The following is a 16,659-nucleotide window of genomic DNA, read 5'->3' as shown; positions in this document are numbered from 1 at the left end:
ACCTATGATGGCCGACACCAAGCCGACAGGACCGTTGATGAGCGAAAAAGACACCATTTCCATGCAGCTGGTGCGCGAAGCGCTGTTGCAGACGTGCCCTGCCGGTGAGCCCGATAACGGCTTGCTGGCGCGCGCTGGCATTGCCGCCGACCAGTTGCACCTGCCTGCTGCACGTGTGAGCGCCGAGTCCTATGCCCGGCTCTGGCGTTTGCTGGCGCGGCGCTGCAACGACGAGTTCTTCGCCATGGACCCGCGCGGCCTGCGCAGCGGCAGCCTGGCGTTCATGTGCCGGGCAAGCATGGGCCAGCCAAGCTTGGGCACGGGCCTGGAAACCGCGTTGACGTTTCTGGCACTGATGCTCGAAGACTTGCAACCGGCCCTGGTGCGCCAGGAAGGTTTGGCCGAGATCGTCATCAACGAGCCGCGTGACGAACCGCGTCGCGCGTTTACCTATTTCACCTTCTGGATGATCGTGCATGGTGTGGCCTGCTGGCTGGCCGGGCGGCGTATTCCGATTCTGGCCATCGACCTGCGCTGTGCCGAGCCACCGTTCTGCGACGACTACCGGGTGATGTTTTCGGAAAACCTGCAGTTCGAGCGCCCGCGTACGCGCATGATCATCGCCGCCGAATGCCTGGAGCTGCCGCTGCGGCGCAGCGAAGAGGAACTACAGCGCTTCCTTGCCGAGGCACCGGGCAACATCCTGGTCAAGTACCGCGACCCTGCCAGTTTGGGGCGGCGTATCCGCACTGATCTGATGCAATTGGCCCCGGGGCATTGGCCAGATGCTGACAACCTGGCGCGGCAGTTGTGCCTGTCGCCCTCGACCCTGCGCCGGCGTCTGGCCGAAGAAGGGCAAAACTACCAAGGGTTGAAGGACAGCGTGCGCCGTGAGCTGGCAATTACCTGGTTAAGCCAGCACGAGGCGGCCATGGGCGAAATCGCCGAGCGCCTGGGGTTCGCCGACAGCAGTTCGTTCTACAAGGCGTTTCGCAAGTGGTTCGGCTGTAACCCAGGGCACTACCGGGCATTGATTCAGTCGCGCGGTTCGGGGCACTGAGGGGCGAGCGCTTCCGGCTGCCGGGCCGCACGGCACTGGCGCAGGGTGGCAGGCCAGAACAGGCCTTGAGGACTTCGACCGTGCCCGAAGCGACGATCCACCCAAAACTGCTGCACCCAGCCAATGACTTCATTGTCGAGCAATTGCCCACCTGGTTGAAGCGTGCCGGACGAAAGCCGCTGGACGCCTTGCGCGTTTGCATGAGGGCGCATTTACAGAGCCAGAAGCACATGAACGCGGCTTGGCAACAATTGATGCCGCTTGAGCGGTTTGCTGCGCAGCACCTTGAGCAAGCGATTAAAAAGCAGCTGGCGCTGGATCTCGATTTGCCCAAGGTCAACTGGCGTGAAGAGCGACGACGCTTGAAGGTGGTTCAGGGGCAGGTGCGTGAGTTCGAGTCCTATTTTGTGACGGTGCCGGCCTTGCAGAAGCTGTTACAGAACTTCAAGAAAGGTGAGCCGTACTTTGCAGGCACCGCGTTGATAGACGCTACAACGGCGTCTGGCGAACCCGAGCAGGTCCTTACCCAGCAAATCGATGCTGTCGTGAACCTGTGCCGCAGTACTGACGTCGGCAAAGCGTACCAGGCTCATCTTGACCAGGCTTTGACGTCTGCCTTCCAGCGTAAGTTGGCCACAGACAAGCGCCTGGAACTGGCGGTCGCAGTCGAAATGGCGGGCATCAAGGGACAGCTTTCAGCCAGCGACCTGCGGATGCTGCGTCAGGTTGGCCAAGGCAAGCGCCCGGAGTTGCCTTCTGACCACGAGCTGAACATGGGGGCCCTGCAGATACTGGGGCAGCGGGTGGACGGGGCGATCGCATTCGAGCTGGTTGGAACGCCATGGGGTATCTCCGGGCTGATCTTCAACCCGAAACGCTTGTTGGCCGTGCTGCTGTACCTACCCGATGAGCCACAGCAGCCGTTGCGCCGTTTCGCTGATTGGCCAGCGGCGAACCAAGCCCTGGCCGCCGCCATGGACCATGCACCGTTTCGCCAGGCGATTGCCCGTCGCATTGCGCTCGACGGGCAAGCGGTTTATCAGGTGAAACTGGGCAAACGCCTGCAGGACGACCAACCGGACCTCGAACCCGAGCGGACCACTACGACCGGTGAGGTATTTGCCCACTTGGCGGCCGGTCATGTGCAGCGGATCAAGGCCGATGCGGCGTTCCTGGCTGTGCCGACGGCGCAGGCGGACGCCGGGGCCGCCGCCGAGCGGTTGCGTACGCTGGCGTCGGCTGGGCTGGGGCTGCTGAATTTGGCGGGGCTCTTTGTGCCGGTCGTTGGCACACTGCTGTTGGCTGATCTGGCCCGGCAAATGCTGGGCCAGGTATTCGAGGGCGCCAGCGACTGGGCGCAGGGGCACCAGCACGAGGCGCTGGAGCACCTGCTTCAGGTCGCCTCGACACTGGCGGGTGGCGCTGCGGTTGCGGCGGGCATGCAGGCACTGCGCAGCGCGTTTGTCGAAGCACTGGAACCGGTCACTACCGAGGCGGGCACGCAACGTTTATGGCGCTACGACTTGCAGCCGTACCTGCTGCGCTCAACCGTGCCGCCGATGACCGAACTCGACAATGGGCTGCTCAGTGATGGTCAGGAATATGGGTGGCGGTGCGAGGGGCAGCTTTACCGGGTCAGGCGGGATGCGGCGGGTACTTGGCGGTTGCTGCACCGTGACGGACCGGGCGTATTTGGCCCTTCGCTTGAAAACAACGCGGAGCGTGCCTGGCGGCTCAGCTACGAGCGGCCATTGGAGTGGCAGGATACGGACGTGCTGCTCAAACGTTTGTGGCCTGACGCGGCAACACTGGGCGCAGAACGGATCACGCACATCCTGACGGTTGCGGGCGTCGATGGGGCGCACCTGCGTGGCCTGCTGGTAGAAGGTCGCCCGCTGCCTGTCAGGCTGCGCGACACCCTGCAGCGTTTTGCCACCGACGACAGAATCGAGGTGTTCTTCGCCCAGCTCGGGGCCGGGAGCGACGATACTGAAGCCTTTCAGTGGTGTGTAGACAAGCTAGCCCTGCAAGGGCAGAACGTCTCGGCGCAGACGCCGACGATTCAGGCCGCGGCCGAGCAGTTAAGAGGGCCGATGCTGGAGCATTTTGCAAAGCGCTACCTGGCGCATGATCCGCTGTTGGCCACGCTGAAAAAGAGTTTTACAGGGCTGCCGGACGCCTATGCACTGGACCTGCTCAACATGGCCAGCGCTGAAACACGCCAGCGCATGTTAAATGAGTCTCGCGTGCCGCTGGCATTGGCCGAGCAGGCGCGCGGGCTGCTGCAGGAGGCCCGATTGGTCCGGGCGCGTGAGGCACTTTACCTGCGCAGCAGCTACCATGCCGACGCGGTTACCCTGGCGTTCGCCCTATTACGCCGCCGAGGCTTGGCGCCAGGCGAGGTGAACCTGGTCCTGCGTGATGGCTCAAGCCACGGGCCGGTGCTGGACCGGCTGTTTCCTGATCAAGGTGACGGGCCGCTTGCCACGGTGATGGTCTGGCGCGAAGGTGGGTTTGAACTTTTCGACGATATGGGTCGTGCCAGCGAGACCGAAGTCGCGCATCCGCAGGGAGTGTTCGAGGTACTGGCTGCCTGCCTGCCGCCCGCATTCCTGCAACAACAGGGATGGACAGGTGAAGGTGCGATCGCGCGCATCCGTACGTCCATACAGGGCTGGCTGCCCCGCGATCGGCTGAAATTGTTACGCCTGCTTGGCTGGCGTGAAGCTAAGCCAGTCGGTTCGCCCTTGCACCGGTTGCCCGATGGGCGAGTGGGCTACTTGCTCAGTGGCCAGGGTGCTTCCGCGGGGGCGCAGAGGCAGATGCTGCGGCGACGGATTCGCAGTTTGTATCCCTCATTCGATGAGCATGCGGTCGAGCGTTTCCTGCAGGTGCTGGTGAACAATTCGAACTCCGCCTATGCCAACCTGCTGTATCAGGAGCAAGAATACCGTCGGCTTGACGAAAACCTGGGGCGCTGGACAGAGGCTGTTGCCGATGCTGAACGTGGGCACAGGCGGGCGGTGGCCAATGCGTTTCGACGTGCCTGGCGCCTCGAGGGTGAACGGGTCGTTCATCAAAATGGGGAGCAAGGTGGCTTACAGCTGAACATTCTGAACGTGCCAGCAGGCAGCCTGCCTCCTATACCGCCAGGTACTGATTTTGGTCATATCACGGACTTGGTGCTGGTGGGGTTGCGCCTGCAAACCCTGCCGGAAGGGTTTTTGAACTGTTTTGCGCGGTTGCTGCGCCTGGACTTGAGCAGAAATGCCTTGCGTGCGTTGCCGCAAGCACTCAGCAGCTTGCCACGGTTGCGCCATTTGCACCTGGCCGGCAACCAGATCCGCATGTCCGAGCCTTCTGCGAGCGCCTTGACCGAGCTTACCAACCTGCACACGCTGGATTTGAGTGGCAACCCTTTGGGCTCGATCAGCTTGCGCTTTAACCGGCTGCCCCACCTGCGCGAAATCCAGCTGTACCGTGCAGGCCTGCAAACAGTGCCGGAGGGCCTTGAGTGGTGCGGCCTGCTGGAGCATGCCGACTTGCGAAACAACCAGATTTCCAGTTTGCCCCAGGCATTGCTCGATGCACCGCAGGCTTTGCGTCAGGCGGTGCTTGTCGAGGGTAATCCGCTGACGGTGGCCGAGCGCGAGCGCTTGTATGCGGTTCAGCCGGTTAGTGCCCATCTTCAGGGGGAAGAGGCCGATATCCTCCGCGCCAGGGCCACCTGGCTGGGGACACTGGATGAACAGCATCAGCCACACAGATCGGCTCAGTGGGATGCCTTGAGGCAAGAGCCTGACCATACGCAGTTCTTCCTGCTATTGGCAGAACTGACCAACAGCGCCGATTTTCGTCTGGTGCGCGAAGACCTGTCGCGAAGGGTGTGGGAGATGCTGGACGCTGCCACCAACAGTACTCAGATTCGTGAAGAACTGTTTGAGCGGGCGGCTGACCCGCGGACCTGCGTTGACAGTGTGGCGCATTGTTTCAGCCAGCTCGAAGTCCGCATGAGGGTGTTGCAGGTGACGTTCGGGGGCGACCCGATCGCCACCCGTGACGCCCGCTTGTTATTGGCGCAACGCATGTTCCGTCTTGACGAAGTGGAGCGCTTCGCCCGTGCCGACTTCCTGGGCCGGTCGGTCGAGGGGCGTGACGTAGACGAAGTCGAGGTCAGTCTGGCTTACCGTACGGGCCTGGCGGGCCGCCTGAACTTGCTTGGCCAGCCCCGGGCCATGCAGTTCCGTCCGCTTGCCGGCGTCTCGCAAGGTGACCTCGATCGGGTATACACAGCAGTCCTGACCGCCGAAGCGGGTGATGAGCGGGCTCGCTACATCAGTCAGCGAGACTTCTGGATGCCGTACCTGCGTGCCAGGTATCCCGAGCCATACGCGAGCATTTCCGACACCTTCGACAGGCAGTTGGATGCCCTTGACCAAGAGAAGGAATCCCTTGGCAGTGGCGCGTATGTACAACGCTGCGAGGCGCTCAAGCGGAAAACCGAGCAAGCCTTCGAAGCACTTGCGTTACGGCTTACCGAGGATGAGTTGAGCCTGCCGTTGCAAGGTCGTCCCTAGGCCGCGTGGACCAGTTCCCTCTGCGCCTGGACTTGGCGCGTCTGCAGCATGGTTGGCTCAACCGGATATCCAAAGAGCCCTCCATGCCTACTGTCACAACTGACCACGACGCATTCATCGGCGCCCGTTTGCCTCAATGGCTCAAACGAGCTTCAAAGGGCCAGATCAACACCCTGCGTACCAGCCTCAACGCGCACCATGCCAGCCAGGCGCGCTTGCGTGGGCTCACGCTTGAACTGCTGCCGCTCCAGCAGTTTGCCGAAAAGCATCTGGAGCAGTTACTGGATGCACCCTTGCCTGACGGGCAGGCCTTTGCCCAGCTCGAATGGCTGCAGGTGGCACCGCGCATCGGCACATTGCCAGGCACCTTGCAGCAGACCTACGAGTACAGTCAGACCCGTGAAAACGGGCTGTTGCGGCTAATGCGCAACTTTGCCGAAGGCGCAAGCTACTACCAGGGCTCGGGGCTGGTGTTGCCAGGCAGCGATCAACCGTTGAATGCGTCGCTTGAGGTGTTGATCAAGGCATGCCGCAGGCTGGATGTTGGCCAGGGCTATCAGGATGAGCTGGAGCGGATCTTCCAGCCCGCCACCCTGGCGATGCTGGCGGAGGACAAACGTTCAGGGCTGAAACTGGCGACTGAGGTGGCCGCGTTGCAGGGCAACATCAACGTTGATGTACAGATCGCCTTGCGTGAGGTGGCAGACCACGGTCAAGCGCATCGACAATTAGGCCTCAAGGGTGAACCCAGGCTGCTCAAGGCCCTTGGGCAACCGGTGGCCGATGGCGTGCTGGTCCAGTTGCGCGACACGGCCGGGAAAGACCGAGGGCTGGTACTTTACCTGCCCAGTGATCCCCAGCAGGCACTGCGAGTGTTCGACACTGCTGCAGCCATGAACAGGGCCATGGCGTTGCTGCTGCGAGGCGCGGCCTACCGCCAGTACTTCACCCAGCTGATCAGCCTTGAGCACCGCGCAGCTTTCGTCACTACCCTTGGCAAGCGTCTGCAGGACACGCAAGCGGACCTTGAATTCCAAGGTGCAACACCGCAAGCGGGTATTTTTAAGGCGCTGGCAACCCAGCAAGTGCAACGGGTCAAAGATGATGCCCGCTTGTTGTTGGTACCCACTGCCGAGGCCGATACCCAGGCCGTGCGCGCCAGGCACGCAGCGTGGAAGGCTGCAGGCCTGGACTTGGTGAACCTGGCCGGGTTTTTTATTCCGGTGGTGGGGGCCTTGTTATTGGGTCAGTTGGTTGTCCAGACCTGCTCGGATGTGTTCGAAGGGATCAGCGACTGGTCCAGGGGGCACCAGCACGAAGCACTGGAGCATTTGCTTGGGGTGGCCGAGACCCTGGCTGCCACCGCGGCGGTGGTGGTTGGGGTCAGTGTACTGCGCAGCACGTTTGTCGCAGGCCTGGAGCCTGTGAGCCTGGGACGCGGGCGCAGTCGTCTTTGGCACTACGATGCAGAGCATTATCGATCCTTGCCAGGCGCCATCGATCTGCTCGAGGATGGTCGTTATGGTGTAGCTGATCGTCGCTGGATCCGTTTGGACGGGCGCTACCACGAAGTGCATCGATCAGGCCCTGATGGCCCCTACCGGCTGCGCCGCGCAGCGGGGGGTGGATATGGCCCCGTCGTGCTGCACAACGGCGAGCGCGGCTGGCGATTGATGCGCGAGCAACCGCAGGCTTGGAAAGCGCCTGAGCGTATGCTCGATGTGCTATGGCCGCAGCATCCCCCCATCGACGCGCGTCAGGCCGCGCAGATACTGCAGGTGGCCGGCGTCGATGAGGACGAGCTGCGCGGTGTTCTGGTTGAGAATCGACCGGCCCCGGTGAGCCTGGGGCAAACCCTGCGTGCGTTCCAGGCCCATGCACGTATCGAAACGTTCTTCAAACGTGTCCGTTTGAAGACATTGATGCCTACCGACAGTGAACTGTTGGCCTGGAGTGAAGGCTGCCCAGGGGTTGGCAAGGGTCTGGCACAAATACTGGCGCATGAGGCTGAGTTACGCCCGCAGTTGTTTACCCAGCTGACAGAACAGCCGCTTGCCGAAGACCCGCTGAGCCTATTGGTCAAGCGCGACTTTCCTGGCCTGCCTTCGGCCTACGTGAACGAAGTTGTCGGCCAGGCGAGTGAGCTTGAGCGCGAGCGGGCGCAGGTCGAACAACGCCTGCCATTGCCGTGTGCAAAGAACGCGCGATCGCTCTTGCGCCTGGCACGTTTGAACCGAGCGCTCGCTGGGCTTTACCTGAGCACGGCTTACAGCGAGGTGACAGGCGAGTTGGCCCTTGCATTGCTGGATAGCTTCGAACTGGAACAGCTCGATATCGATTTGCGCGACGGCGCGTGGGAGGGGCGTTCGATCAAACACCTCGGCAGCGGTGGGCAAAGTGAGGCGGAAAGGATACTGGTCCGCCACGAGGGCGAGTTCAAGGTCTACAACGGGCTGGGTGAACAGCAAGCAGTTACGCTTGGCGACCCTGGCTGCATATTCGAGGCAATCCTTGCCGTGCTGACGTCAAAGCAACTGGCAGCGATGCAACTGGCAGAGCGCGCTTCGGCGAACCAGCTACGCGTGCAACTCGTGCAACGGTTACCTGGTTCTCATTGGGGGATCGCGCGTTTGCTTGGATGGCCAGAGGAGGGGGCCTGGTTCAATCCAGGGCGTCGCCTGGATGACGGGCGCGTTGGGTACCCACTCAGTGACCACCCTGCGGGCACTTCCAGGGATGAGCAGACGATCATTCGCGACCAGCTGCGTGCGCTCTACCCGGGCCTGGATGAGCAGGGGCTCGATGAAGAACAGGCGCGTTTGCGGCAAGAACCGCGACCAGTGTTTGAGCAATTGGCGGAGTTGCAGGACGATCTTGACCAGCTGGTGCAGCACCTGAACCGCTGGGTCGGTGCCGAGCTGCAGGATGGGCGGCAAGCCGCGCGCAGGTTGACGGCAGACAGCATCCTGCGCGCATGGCAGTTGCAAGGCGAAACCGCCCCAGCAGTCGACGGGCGGGCAGGGCAGCGGACCTTGTCGCTGAGCGGTGTGCACCTGCGCACGCTGCCGTCGTTACCGCCGCATATCGATTTTCATCGCATCACGGTGCTGAACGTGATGGATACGCGGGTCACAGATATTCCGGCCGATTTTTTACGCCCATTCACAGCCCTGACACGCTTGAACCTAAGCCAGAATCAGTTGCTGCGCCTGCCAGCGGGCATTGCACATCTACCGAATGTACAAGCGCTTGTGCTGTCACATAATCAGATCCGCCTCGATGCCCAGGCAGTCGGAATGCTGCACAGCCTGCCCAACCTTGTCCATCTTGACCTCAGTTACAACCGATTGGAGGCGCTTGAATTGAGGTTCCATCAGCTTTCTCGGCTGAGCAGCCTGAACCTGCGTCATTGCCGATTGGGGGCCTGGCCGCAACGCTTGGAGCTTTGTGGCTTGCTGGAACGTGCTGACCTGCGCGATAACCAACTGCGCACTGTGCCGCGCGAGATCCAGCAGATGCCCTATGCGTTTCGACGCGCCATTCTGATTGAGCGCAACCCACTGTCGGCCATGCAGCTACAGAGGATGTATGCACTCGATGTCATCGAAGAGCACAGGCACCTGCCTGAGGCTGCGGCGCTCCTTGACCTGCCCAGGGTTCGGGCGCTCTGGGTCGGGCATGCGGATGCTGGGGCCCAGTTGACGCGGGAGGCGCTGTGGCTACGGTTGCTGGAGCAACCCGGTAGTAGCGGATTGTTCACGATACTGGCGCGCTTGGAACGCACTGCTGACTACATTGAGGGCGGTGAGGGGCGTGCGGCACTGGTGGAAGGCGTTTGGTCGTTGCTCGAAGCGCTGGACGGCGACCCGGTGCTCTGCCGACGAGCCTTTGAGCAGGCCGGCTTGCCGTTGTCATGCCTGGACTCGGTTGCCAGGCGCTTCAGTGATCTGCAAGTAGTGGTAAGGGAGGCGCAGGCTGAAGCCCGCGCGGTGAACCCGCAAAGCAGGGGCGAGTTGTTGGAACTGGGCCGACAGTTGTTCCGCCTGGATCAGCTTGAAAGGGTGGCTTATCAGGACTGTCTCCGGCGCTTGGCCGCAGGTGAGCATTTCGATCAGCTGGCACTGGGGTTGGCTTACCGGGTGCAGCTTCGCAGCCGCTTGACGCTGCCCAACCAGCCCTTTGCCATGCGCTATCCCGAGGCTGGCGAAGTGTCGCAGGCCGGGATAGAGGAGGCGTTCCGACGGGTTACCCGCGCGCAGACTGTCGAAAACCTTACCGAGAGCCTAGGCCAACGCGAGTTCTGGCGGCGTTTTCTGCGTCAGCAGCATGGCCGGATGTTCGATGCGATCAGTGCGGATTACGCTCAGCGTACGCTTGGGCTACAGGCTCAACGGCCTGGCTTGTCGCCGACAGCGCTCGCCGAGCAGCTAAGCCGCCTGCACGAACAGCAAGGCAGTGATGTGGAGCGCCTGATCAACGGGCTGACCCAGTCCTACTTGCGTGCAGCCGAGCGCGCGGAGGGGTGAGCAAGGGCGGCCAAACCGGTCATCCAGATTGACAGCTTTGGCCATTGCCGCCGCGCTTGAGCGGCGCGAACATCGTCGGACTGATGGCTCAACTCCAAAAACAAGAAACCAGGAGTCCGACGATGCGCGATTACGCCGAGACCATTCGAGCGTTCGACCCTGCCCAGGCCGCTAGCACGGCGCTGCTCGGCAACCTTGCCGCCCTCAATGCTTGTGTCGAATGCTGCGATCGGCACGCCGGTAATGACACGCTGGCGCTGATCCATGTGGACCGCGATGGCAACGACACGCGTTACAGCTTCGATCAGCTCAAGGCCCAGGCTGTCCGTTTTGCCTGTGTACTCAAGGCACAGGGCGTGGGCGCGGGAGACCGGGTCGCAGGCCTGATGCCGCGCACGCCCGAATTACTGGTGACTATTCTCGCCACCTGGCGCCTGGGTGCTGTCTATCAGCCGCTGTTTACTGCGTTCGGGCCCAAGGCCATCGAACATCGCCTGGAACAGTCCGGGGCCAAGGTGGTGGTCACCGACAGCCAGAACCGCGCCAAGCTGGATGAGGTGCAGGGCTGCCCGACGATCATCAGCGTGCAGGCCCGCGCCGGCGAGCTGGACTTCCAGCGGAGCCTGGACAATGCCGACGAGCAGTGCCCGCCGGTCATGCGCACGGGCGATGACCCCTTCCTGCTGATGTTCACCTCCGGTACCACCGGCCCGGCCAAACCCCTCGAAGTGCCGCTGCGCGCCATTGTCGCCTTCCAGGGCTACATGCGCGATGCCATCGACCTGCTTCCTGAGGACAACTTCTGGAACCTGGCCGACCCGGGCTGGGCTTATGGCCTCTATTACGCCGTTACTGGCCCGCTGTCGCTGGGCCATGCCACGACGTTCTATGATGGCCCGTTCAGTGTCGAAAGCTGCGCGCGGGTCATCGACAAGCTGGGGATCACCAACCTGGCCGGCTCGCCGACCGCCTACCGCCTGTTGATCGCGGCTGGCAGTGAGTTCTCCGCGCCGATCAAAGGCCGCCTGCGGGTCGTCAGCAGCGCGGGCGAACCCCTCAACCCAGAGGTGATTCGCTGGTTCGCGGACGAGCTGGGTGTGACCATTCACGACCATTACGGCCAGACCGAGCTGGGCATGGTGCTGTGCAACCACCATGGTCTCAAGCACCCGGTACACCTGGGCTCGGCCGGGTTCGCCATTCCCGGTCACCGCATCGTCGTGCTGGATGAACAAGGCGCGGAATTGCCGGCCGGGCAACCCGGCATCCTGGCCGTGGACCGCGAGCAATCGCCGCTGTGCTGGTTTGGCGGTTACCACGGTGTGCCTACCAAAGCTTTTGTGGGCAAGTACTACCTCAGTGGCGACACCGTTGAGCTCAATGCCGACGGCAGCATCAGCTTTGTCGGCCGCAGCGATGATGTGATCACCACCTCCGGCTACCGCGTTGGCCCCTTCGATGTGGAGAGCGCGCTGATCGAGCATCCGGCGGTGATCGAGGCGGCCGTGGTCGGCAAGCCCGACCCTGAGCGCACCGAGCTGATCAAAGCGTTCGTCGTACTGGCCAAAGGCGTGGAGGGCACCCCCGAGCTGGAAGAAACCCTGCGCCAGCATGTGCGCAAGCGCTTGTACGCGCATGCCTACCCCCGCGAAATCGAATTCGTCAGCGAGCTGCCCAAGACCCCGAGCGGCAAGCTGCAACGCTTCATCCTGCGCAACCAGGAAATCGCCAAACAACAGGCGCAACTGGCCGCTCACGCCAGTGCCTAAAGGAACGACACCATGCAAATAGCCAACAAACACTTTATCGTCAGTGGCGCCGCATCCGGGCTGGGTGCCGCCACCGCACAGATGCTGATCGAGGCCGGTGCCAAGGTCATGCTGGTCGACCTCAATGCCCAGGCGGTCGAAGCCAAGGCGCGTGAACTGGGCGAAAACGCCCGCTTCGCGGTCGCCGACATCAGCGACGAGCAGGCCGCCAAGGCTGCGGTCGACGCCGCCGTCAGCGCTTTTGGCAGCCTGCATGGCTTGGTCAACTGCGCCGGTATCGTCGGCGCCGAGAAAGTCCTGGGCAAGCAAGGCCCGCATGGCCTGGCCAGTTTCGCCAAAGTCATCAACGTCAACCTGATCGGCAGCTTCAACCTGCTGCGCCTGACAGCGGCGGCGATGGCCGAGGGGCCGGCGGACGAGGGCGGTGAGCGGGGGGTAATCATCAATACCGCGTCCATTGCCGCCTATGACGGGCAGATCGGCCAGGCCGCCTACGCGGCGTCCAAGGGCGCCATTGCCAGCCTCACGCTGCCAACCGCCCGTGAGCTGGCGCGTTTCGGCATCCGCGTGATGACCATCGCCCCGGGTATTTTCGAAACCCCGATGATGGCCGGCATGACTCAGGAAGTGCGTGACTCGCTGGCCGCCGGGGTGCCATTCCCGCCGCGCCTGGGCCGCCCTCAGGAATACGCCGCACTGGCCCGCCACATCATCGAGAACAGCATGCTCAACGGCGAGGTGATCCGCCTCGACGGCGCGCTGCGCATGGCTGCCAAGTAAGGAGTAATGAACATGACCCTCGCCAACGACCCGATTGTCATCGTCAGCGCCGTGCGCACGCCCATGGGCGGCCTGCAGGGCGACCTCAAGAGCCTCACCGCGCCGCAGCTGGGTGCCGCGGCAATCCGCGCCGCCGTCGAGCGCGCTGGCATCGAAGCTAACAGCGTCGAACAGGTACTGTTCGGTTGCGTGCTGCCGGCAGGCCTGGGCCAGGCCCCTGCGCGCCAGGCAGCGCTGGGCGCAGGCCTGGACAAACACACCACCTGCACCACCTTGAACAAGATGTGTGGCTCGGGCATGCAGGCCGCAATCATGGCCCATGACCTGCTGCTGGCCGGCAGCGCCGACGTGGTGGTGGCGGGTGGCATGGAGAGCATGACCAACGCGCCCTACCTGCTGGACAAGGCCCGCGGCGGCTACCGCATGGGGCACGGCAAGATCATTGACCACATGTTCATGGACGGCCTTGAGGACGCTTACGACAAGGGCCGCCTGATGGGCACCTTTGCCGAGGATTGTGCGCAGGCTGGCGCCTTTAGCCGCGAAGCCCAGGATGCCTTTGCCATCAGCTCGCTGACGCGTGCTCAGGACGCTATCAAGCAGGGCCGCTTCAGTGCCGAGATCGTTCCGGTAGAGGTCACTGAAGGCAAGGAAAAACGCGTTATCAAGGATGATGAACAACCGCCCAAGGCGCGCCTGGACAAGATCCCGCAGCTTAAACCGGCCTTCCGTGAAGGCGGTACGGTGACGGCCGCCAACGCTAGCTCTATTTCCGACGGCGCTGCTGCGCTGGTGCTGATGCGCCGCAGCGAAGCCGAAAAGCGCGGCTTGAAACCTTTGGCCGTGATCCATGGGCACGCCGCCTTCGCCGATGCGCCCGCGCTGTTCCCCACGGCGCCAATCGGGGCCATCGACAAACTGATGAAACGTACCGGCTGGAACCTGGCCGAGGTGGACTTGTTCGAGATCAACGAAGCGTTTGCCGTGGTGACCCTGGCAGCCATGAAGCACCTCGACCTGCCACACGACAAGGTCAATATCCATGGCGGTGCCTGTGCCTTGGGCCACCCGATCGGCGCCTCGGGCGCACGCATTTTGGTGACTTTGCTGTCGGCCCTGCGCCAGAACAACCTGCGCCGCGGCGTGGCGGCCATCTGCATTGGCGGTGGCGAGGCTACGGCCATGGCCGTCGAATGCCTGTACTGAGGTGAGCCATGCTGGTAACTGACGAGCAACAACAGATCGCCGACGCCGTGCGTGACTTTGCCCAGGAGCGCCTGCGCCCGTTCGCCGAGCAGTGGGACAAGGAACACCGGTTCCCGCGGGAAGCCATTGACGAGATGGCCGCCCTGGGCCTGTTTGGCATGCTGGTGCCGGAACAGTACGGTGGCAGCGACACGGGCTATGTGGCGTACGCCATGGCCCTGGAAGAAATTGCCGCAGGCGATGGTGCTTGTTCGACCATCATGAGCGTGCACAACTCGGTGGGTTGCGTGCCCATCCTGAAGTTTGGCACCGAGCAGCAGAAGCAGCAGTTTCTTGCCCCGCTGGCCAGCGGTTCGATGATCGGGGCCTTTGCCCTGACCGAGCCGCAGGCCGGCTCCGATGCCAGCAGCCTGAAGACCCGCGCGCGTCTGGATGGCGACCACTATGTGCTCAACGGCAGCAAGCAGTTCATCACCTCCGGGCAGAATGCCGGCGTGGTCATTGTCTTTGCCGTCACCGACCCGCAGGCCGGCAAGCGGGGCATCACGGCGTTCATCGTGCCGACCGACTCGCCGGGCTATCAGGTAGCCAGGGTCGAGGACAAACTCGGGCAGCATGCCTCGGACACCTGCCAGATCGTCTTCGACAATGTGCGGGTGCCTGTTGCCAATCGCCTGGGCGAAGAAGGGCAGGGTTACAAGATCGCCCTGGCCAACCTCGAAGGTGGCCGCATCGGTATTGCGTCGCAGTCGGTCGGTATGGCGCGTGCGGCCTTCGAGGTGGCCCGCGACTATGCCAAGGAGCGGCAGAGCTTTGGCAAGCCGTTGATCGAGCACCAGGCCGTTGCCTTCCGCCTGGCCGACATGGCCACGCGTATTGCCGTGGCCCGGCAGATGGTGTTGCACGCTGCTGCGCTGCGTGATGCCGGGCGGCCGGCCTTGACGGAGGCGTCGATGGCCAAGCTGTTCGCCTCGGAAATGGCCGAAAAGGTCTGTTCGGATGCCTTGCAGACCCTAGGCGGTTATGGCTATCTGAGTGACTTCCCGCTGGAGCGGATCTACCGCGACGTTCGGGTCTGCCAGATTTACGAAGGCACCAGCGACATTCAGCGCATGGTCATTGCGCGCAATCTTTGAAGGAGCAGTCTGCATGGCATTCGAAACCATCCTGTTGGACATCCACGGCAAGGTCGGCCTGATCACCCTTAACCGGCCTCAGGCACTCAATGCGCTCAACGCGCAGATCGTCGGCGAGATCAACCAGGCCCTGGACCAGCTCGAACGCGACCCGAATATCGGCTGCGTGGTACTGACCGGCTCGGCCAAGGCCTTTGCCGCAGGTGCTGATATCAAGGAAATGGCCGATCTCAAGTACCCTCAAATCTACGTTGACGACCTGTTCAGTGACGCTGACCGGATTGCCAATCGACGCAAACCGATCATTGCTGCGGTGTCGGGTTTTGCCCTGGGTGGGGGGTGTGAGTTGGCGATGATGTGCGACTTCATTCTGGCGGCTGACAATGCCAGGTTTGGCCAGCCTGAGATCAACCTTGGGGTATTGCCGGGCATGGGTGGTACCCAGCGGCTGACCCGTGCCGTGGGCAAGGCCAAGGCGATGGAACTGTGCCTGACGGGCCGCTTGATGGGGGCCGAGGAGGCCGAGCGGGCTGGGCTGGTGGCGCGTGTGGTGCCGCAGGCTGAGCTGGTTGAAGAGGCGCTGAAGGTGGCAGCGACCATTGCCAGCAAGTCGATTCCGGTGAGCATGATGGTCAAGGAGAGTGTCAATCGGGCCTTTGAGGTTACCCTCAGCGAGGGGGTGCGCTTTGAGCGTCGGGTGTTCCATGCGGCCTTTGCTACTGAAGACCAGAAGGAAGGCATGAGCGCCTTTATCGCCAAGCGTGAGGCGCAGTTCAAGGATCGTTGATCCCGGCTGTAGGTATGGCGTGAGCTGGATGGCGCCTATGAGATCGAGCGCCGCCCGCGCGGCGCTCGGTCTCATAGGCGCTGCATAACCCAAGACATGCACCTGTCAGCCCAGACGCAACCCCAAGTCCTGCCACCAGAGCACCGACCAGCGGATTCTGGGCAAAGTGAATCAAATTCGCATCCGATTGCAGTTGCTCCACGCGACGTGGCGCCTTAGACTGCCGCCCCCTGTAAAAGAGTGCCGGTTGGCGCTTGAAGAATTCCGCTGCCGATGCACTGGCGTCGGCGGCACCCGAATCGCCCAAATGCACATTTTTCATAGAGAAATCGATGACCAAGGAACAGTTGCTGGCCATGTCGGCCGATGACTACATGAACGCTGATCAGCTCGCCTTCTTCTCCGGCCTGCTGCAGTCGATGAAAGTCGAAACCCATGAGCGCATCGAGTTGAGCCGTGCCACCATCGAGGGCCTGGACACTCCGTCGGACCCTGCTGACGTGGCTTCGGTAGAAGAAGAGCGTAGCTGGTTGGTCAATGCCATCGACCGCGATCAGCGTTTGCTGCCACAGCTGGAAATGGCGCTGGACCGTATCACCGACGAAAGCTTCGGCTGGTGCGATGACAGTGGTGAGCCGATTGGCCTGAAGCGTTTGCTGATCAGCCCGACCACCAAGTACTGCATCGAAGCCCAGGAGCGCCACGAGCAGCTCGACCGCCACCAGCGGCAGATCTGACCGAGCGCAGTACGCCAAGCCCCACGGAGAAATCCCAGGGGCTTTTTGCGTTTTTTGCTGAGTACGCTCCGGAATTTGTTG

Annotated in this window: 9 protein-coding genes; all 9 read left to right on the top strand. The window is 62.6% G+C overall.

Annotated elements, in window-relative coordinates:
* The first annotated feature begins 37 nt into the window (after positions 1 to 37).
* The 9 genes from OGV19_RS14825 (at position 38) to OGV19_RS14785 (ending at position 16,578) form a co-directional block, all read left to right on the top strand.
* Positions 38 to 1,060, top strand: coding sequence for an AraC family transcriptional regulator (locus OGV19_RS14825; protein ID WP_264309463.1), 1,023 nt, complete (start codon positions 38 to 40; stop codon positions 1,058 to 1,060).
* An 80-nt stretch (positions 1,061 to 1,140) separates the two neighbouring features.
* Positions 1,141 to 5,637, top strand: coding sequence for an NEL-type E3 ubiquitin ligase domain-containing protein (locus OGV19_RS14820; protein WP_264309462.1), 4,497 nt, complete (start codon positions 1,141 to 1,143; stop codon positions 5,635 to 5,637).
* An 83-nt stretch (positions 5,638 to 5,720) separates the two neighbouring features.
* Positions 5,721 to 10,163 (top strand): NEL-type E3 ubiquitin ligase domain-containing protein, encoded by a 4,443-nt coding sequence (locus OGV19_RS14815; RefSeq protein WP_264309461.1) that lies wholly within the window; start codon positions 5,721 to 5,723, stop codon positions 10,161 to 10,163.
* A 122-nt stretch (positions 10,164 to 10,285) separates the two neighbouring features.
* On the top strand, positions 10,286 to 11,932 hold the full coding sequence (locus OGV19_RS14810) for an acyl-CoA synthetase (protein WP_264309460.1): 1,647 nt from the start codon (positions 10,286 to 10,288) through the stop codon (positions 11,930 to 11,932).
* Positions 11,933 to 11,944: 12 nt separating this feature from the next.
* A complete protein-coding gene (locus OGV19_RS14805) occupies positions 11,945 to 12,712 on the top strand; it encodes an SDR family NAD(P)-dependent oxidoreductase (RefSeq protein ID WP_264309459.1) in 768 nt (255 codons plus the stop codon).
* Positions 12,713 to 12,724: 12 nt separating this feature from the next.
* Positions 12,725 to 13,918, top strand: coding sequence for an acetyl-CoA C-acyltransferase (locus tag OGV19_RS14800; RefSeq protein WP_264309458.1), 1,194 nt, complete (start codon positions 12,725 to 12,727; stop codon positions 13,916 to 13,918).
* Positions 13,919 to 13,926: 8 nt separating this feature from the next.
* Complete coding sequence (locus tag OGV19_RS14795) at positions 13,927 to 15,054, top strand: acyl-CoA dehydrogenase (RefSeq protein WP_264309457.1); 1,128 nt, start codon at positions 13,927 to 13,929, stop codon at positions 15,052 to 15,054.
* Positions 15,055 to 15,067: 13 nt separating this feature from the next.
* The gene (locus tag OGV19_RS14790) at positions 15,068 to 15,841 is read left to right on the top strand and encodes an enoyl-CoA hydratase (RefSeq protein WP_264309456.1); all 774 of its coding nucleotides are present in this window, start codon (positions 15,068 to 15,070) and stop codon (positions 15,839 to 15,841) included.
* Between the two features lie 332 nt (positions 15,842 to 16,173).
* Entirely contained in the window at positions 16,174 to 16,578 is a 405-nt protein-coding gene (locus tag OGV19_RS14785) for a TraR/DksA family transcriptional regulator (RefSeq protein WP_264309455.1), read from the top strand.
* Positions 16,579 to 16,659: the final 81 nt, after the last annotated feature.

The sequence above is a fragment of the Pseudomonas putida genome, assembly GCF_025905425.1.
Classification (GTDB): Bacteria; Pseudomonadota; Gammaproteobacteria; order Pseudomonadales; family Pseudomonadaceae; genus Aquipseudomonas; species Aquipseudomonas putida_AF.
The sequence above is the reverse complement of the archived record's forward strand: the minus strand, read 5'-3'. Positions and strand labels throughout refer to the sequence as shown.

Bases quoted from the DNA above. Each gene is read 5' to 3' on its own strand.
- OGV19_RS14825 (WP_264309463.1), top strand. From the start codon at position 38: ATGAGCGAAAAAGACACCATTTCCATGCAGCTGGTGCGCGAAGCGCTG.
- OGV19_RS14815 (WP_264309461.1), top strand. From the start codon at position 5,721: ATGCCTACTGTCACAACTGACCACGACGCATTCATCGGCGCCCGTTTG.
- OGV19_RS14810 (WP_264309460.1), top strand. From the start codon at position 10,286: ATGCGCGATTACGCCGAGACCATTCGAGCGTTCGACCCTGCCCAGGCC.
- OGV19_RS14805 (WP_264309459.1), top strand. From the start codon at position 11,945: ATGCAAATAGCCAACAAACACTTTATCGTCAGTGGCGCCGCATCCGGG.
- OGV19_RS14800 (WP_264309458.1), top strand. From the start codon at position 12,725: ATGACCCTCGCCAACGACCCGATTGTCATCGTCAGCGCCGTGCGCACG.
- OGV19_RS14795 (WP_264309457.1), top strand. From the start codon at position 13,927: ATGCTGGTAACTGACGAGCAACAACAGATCGCCGACGCCGTGCGTGAC.
- OGV19_RS14790 (WP_264309456.1), top strand. From the start codon at position 15,068: ATGGCATTCGAAACCATCCTGTTGGACATCCACGGCAAGGTCGGCCTG.
- OGV19_RS14785 (WP_264309455.1), top strand. From the start codon at position 16,174: ATGACCAAGGAACAGTTGCTGGCCATGTCGGCCGATGACTACATGAAC.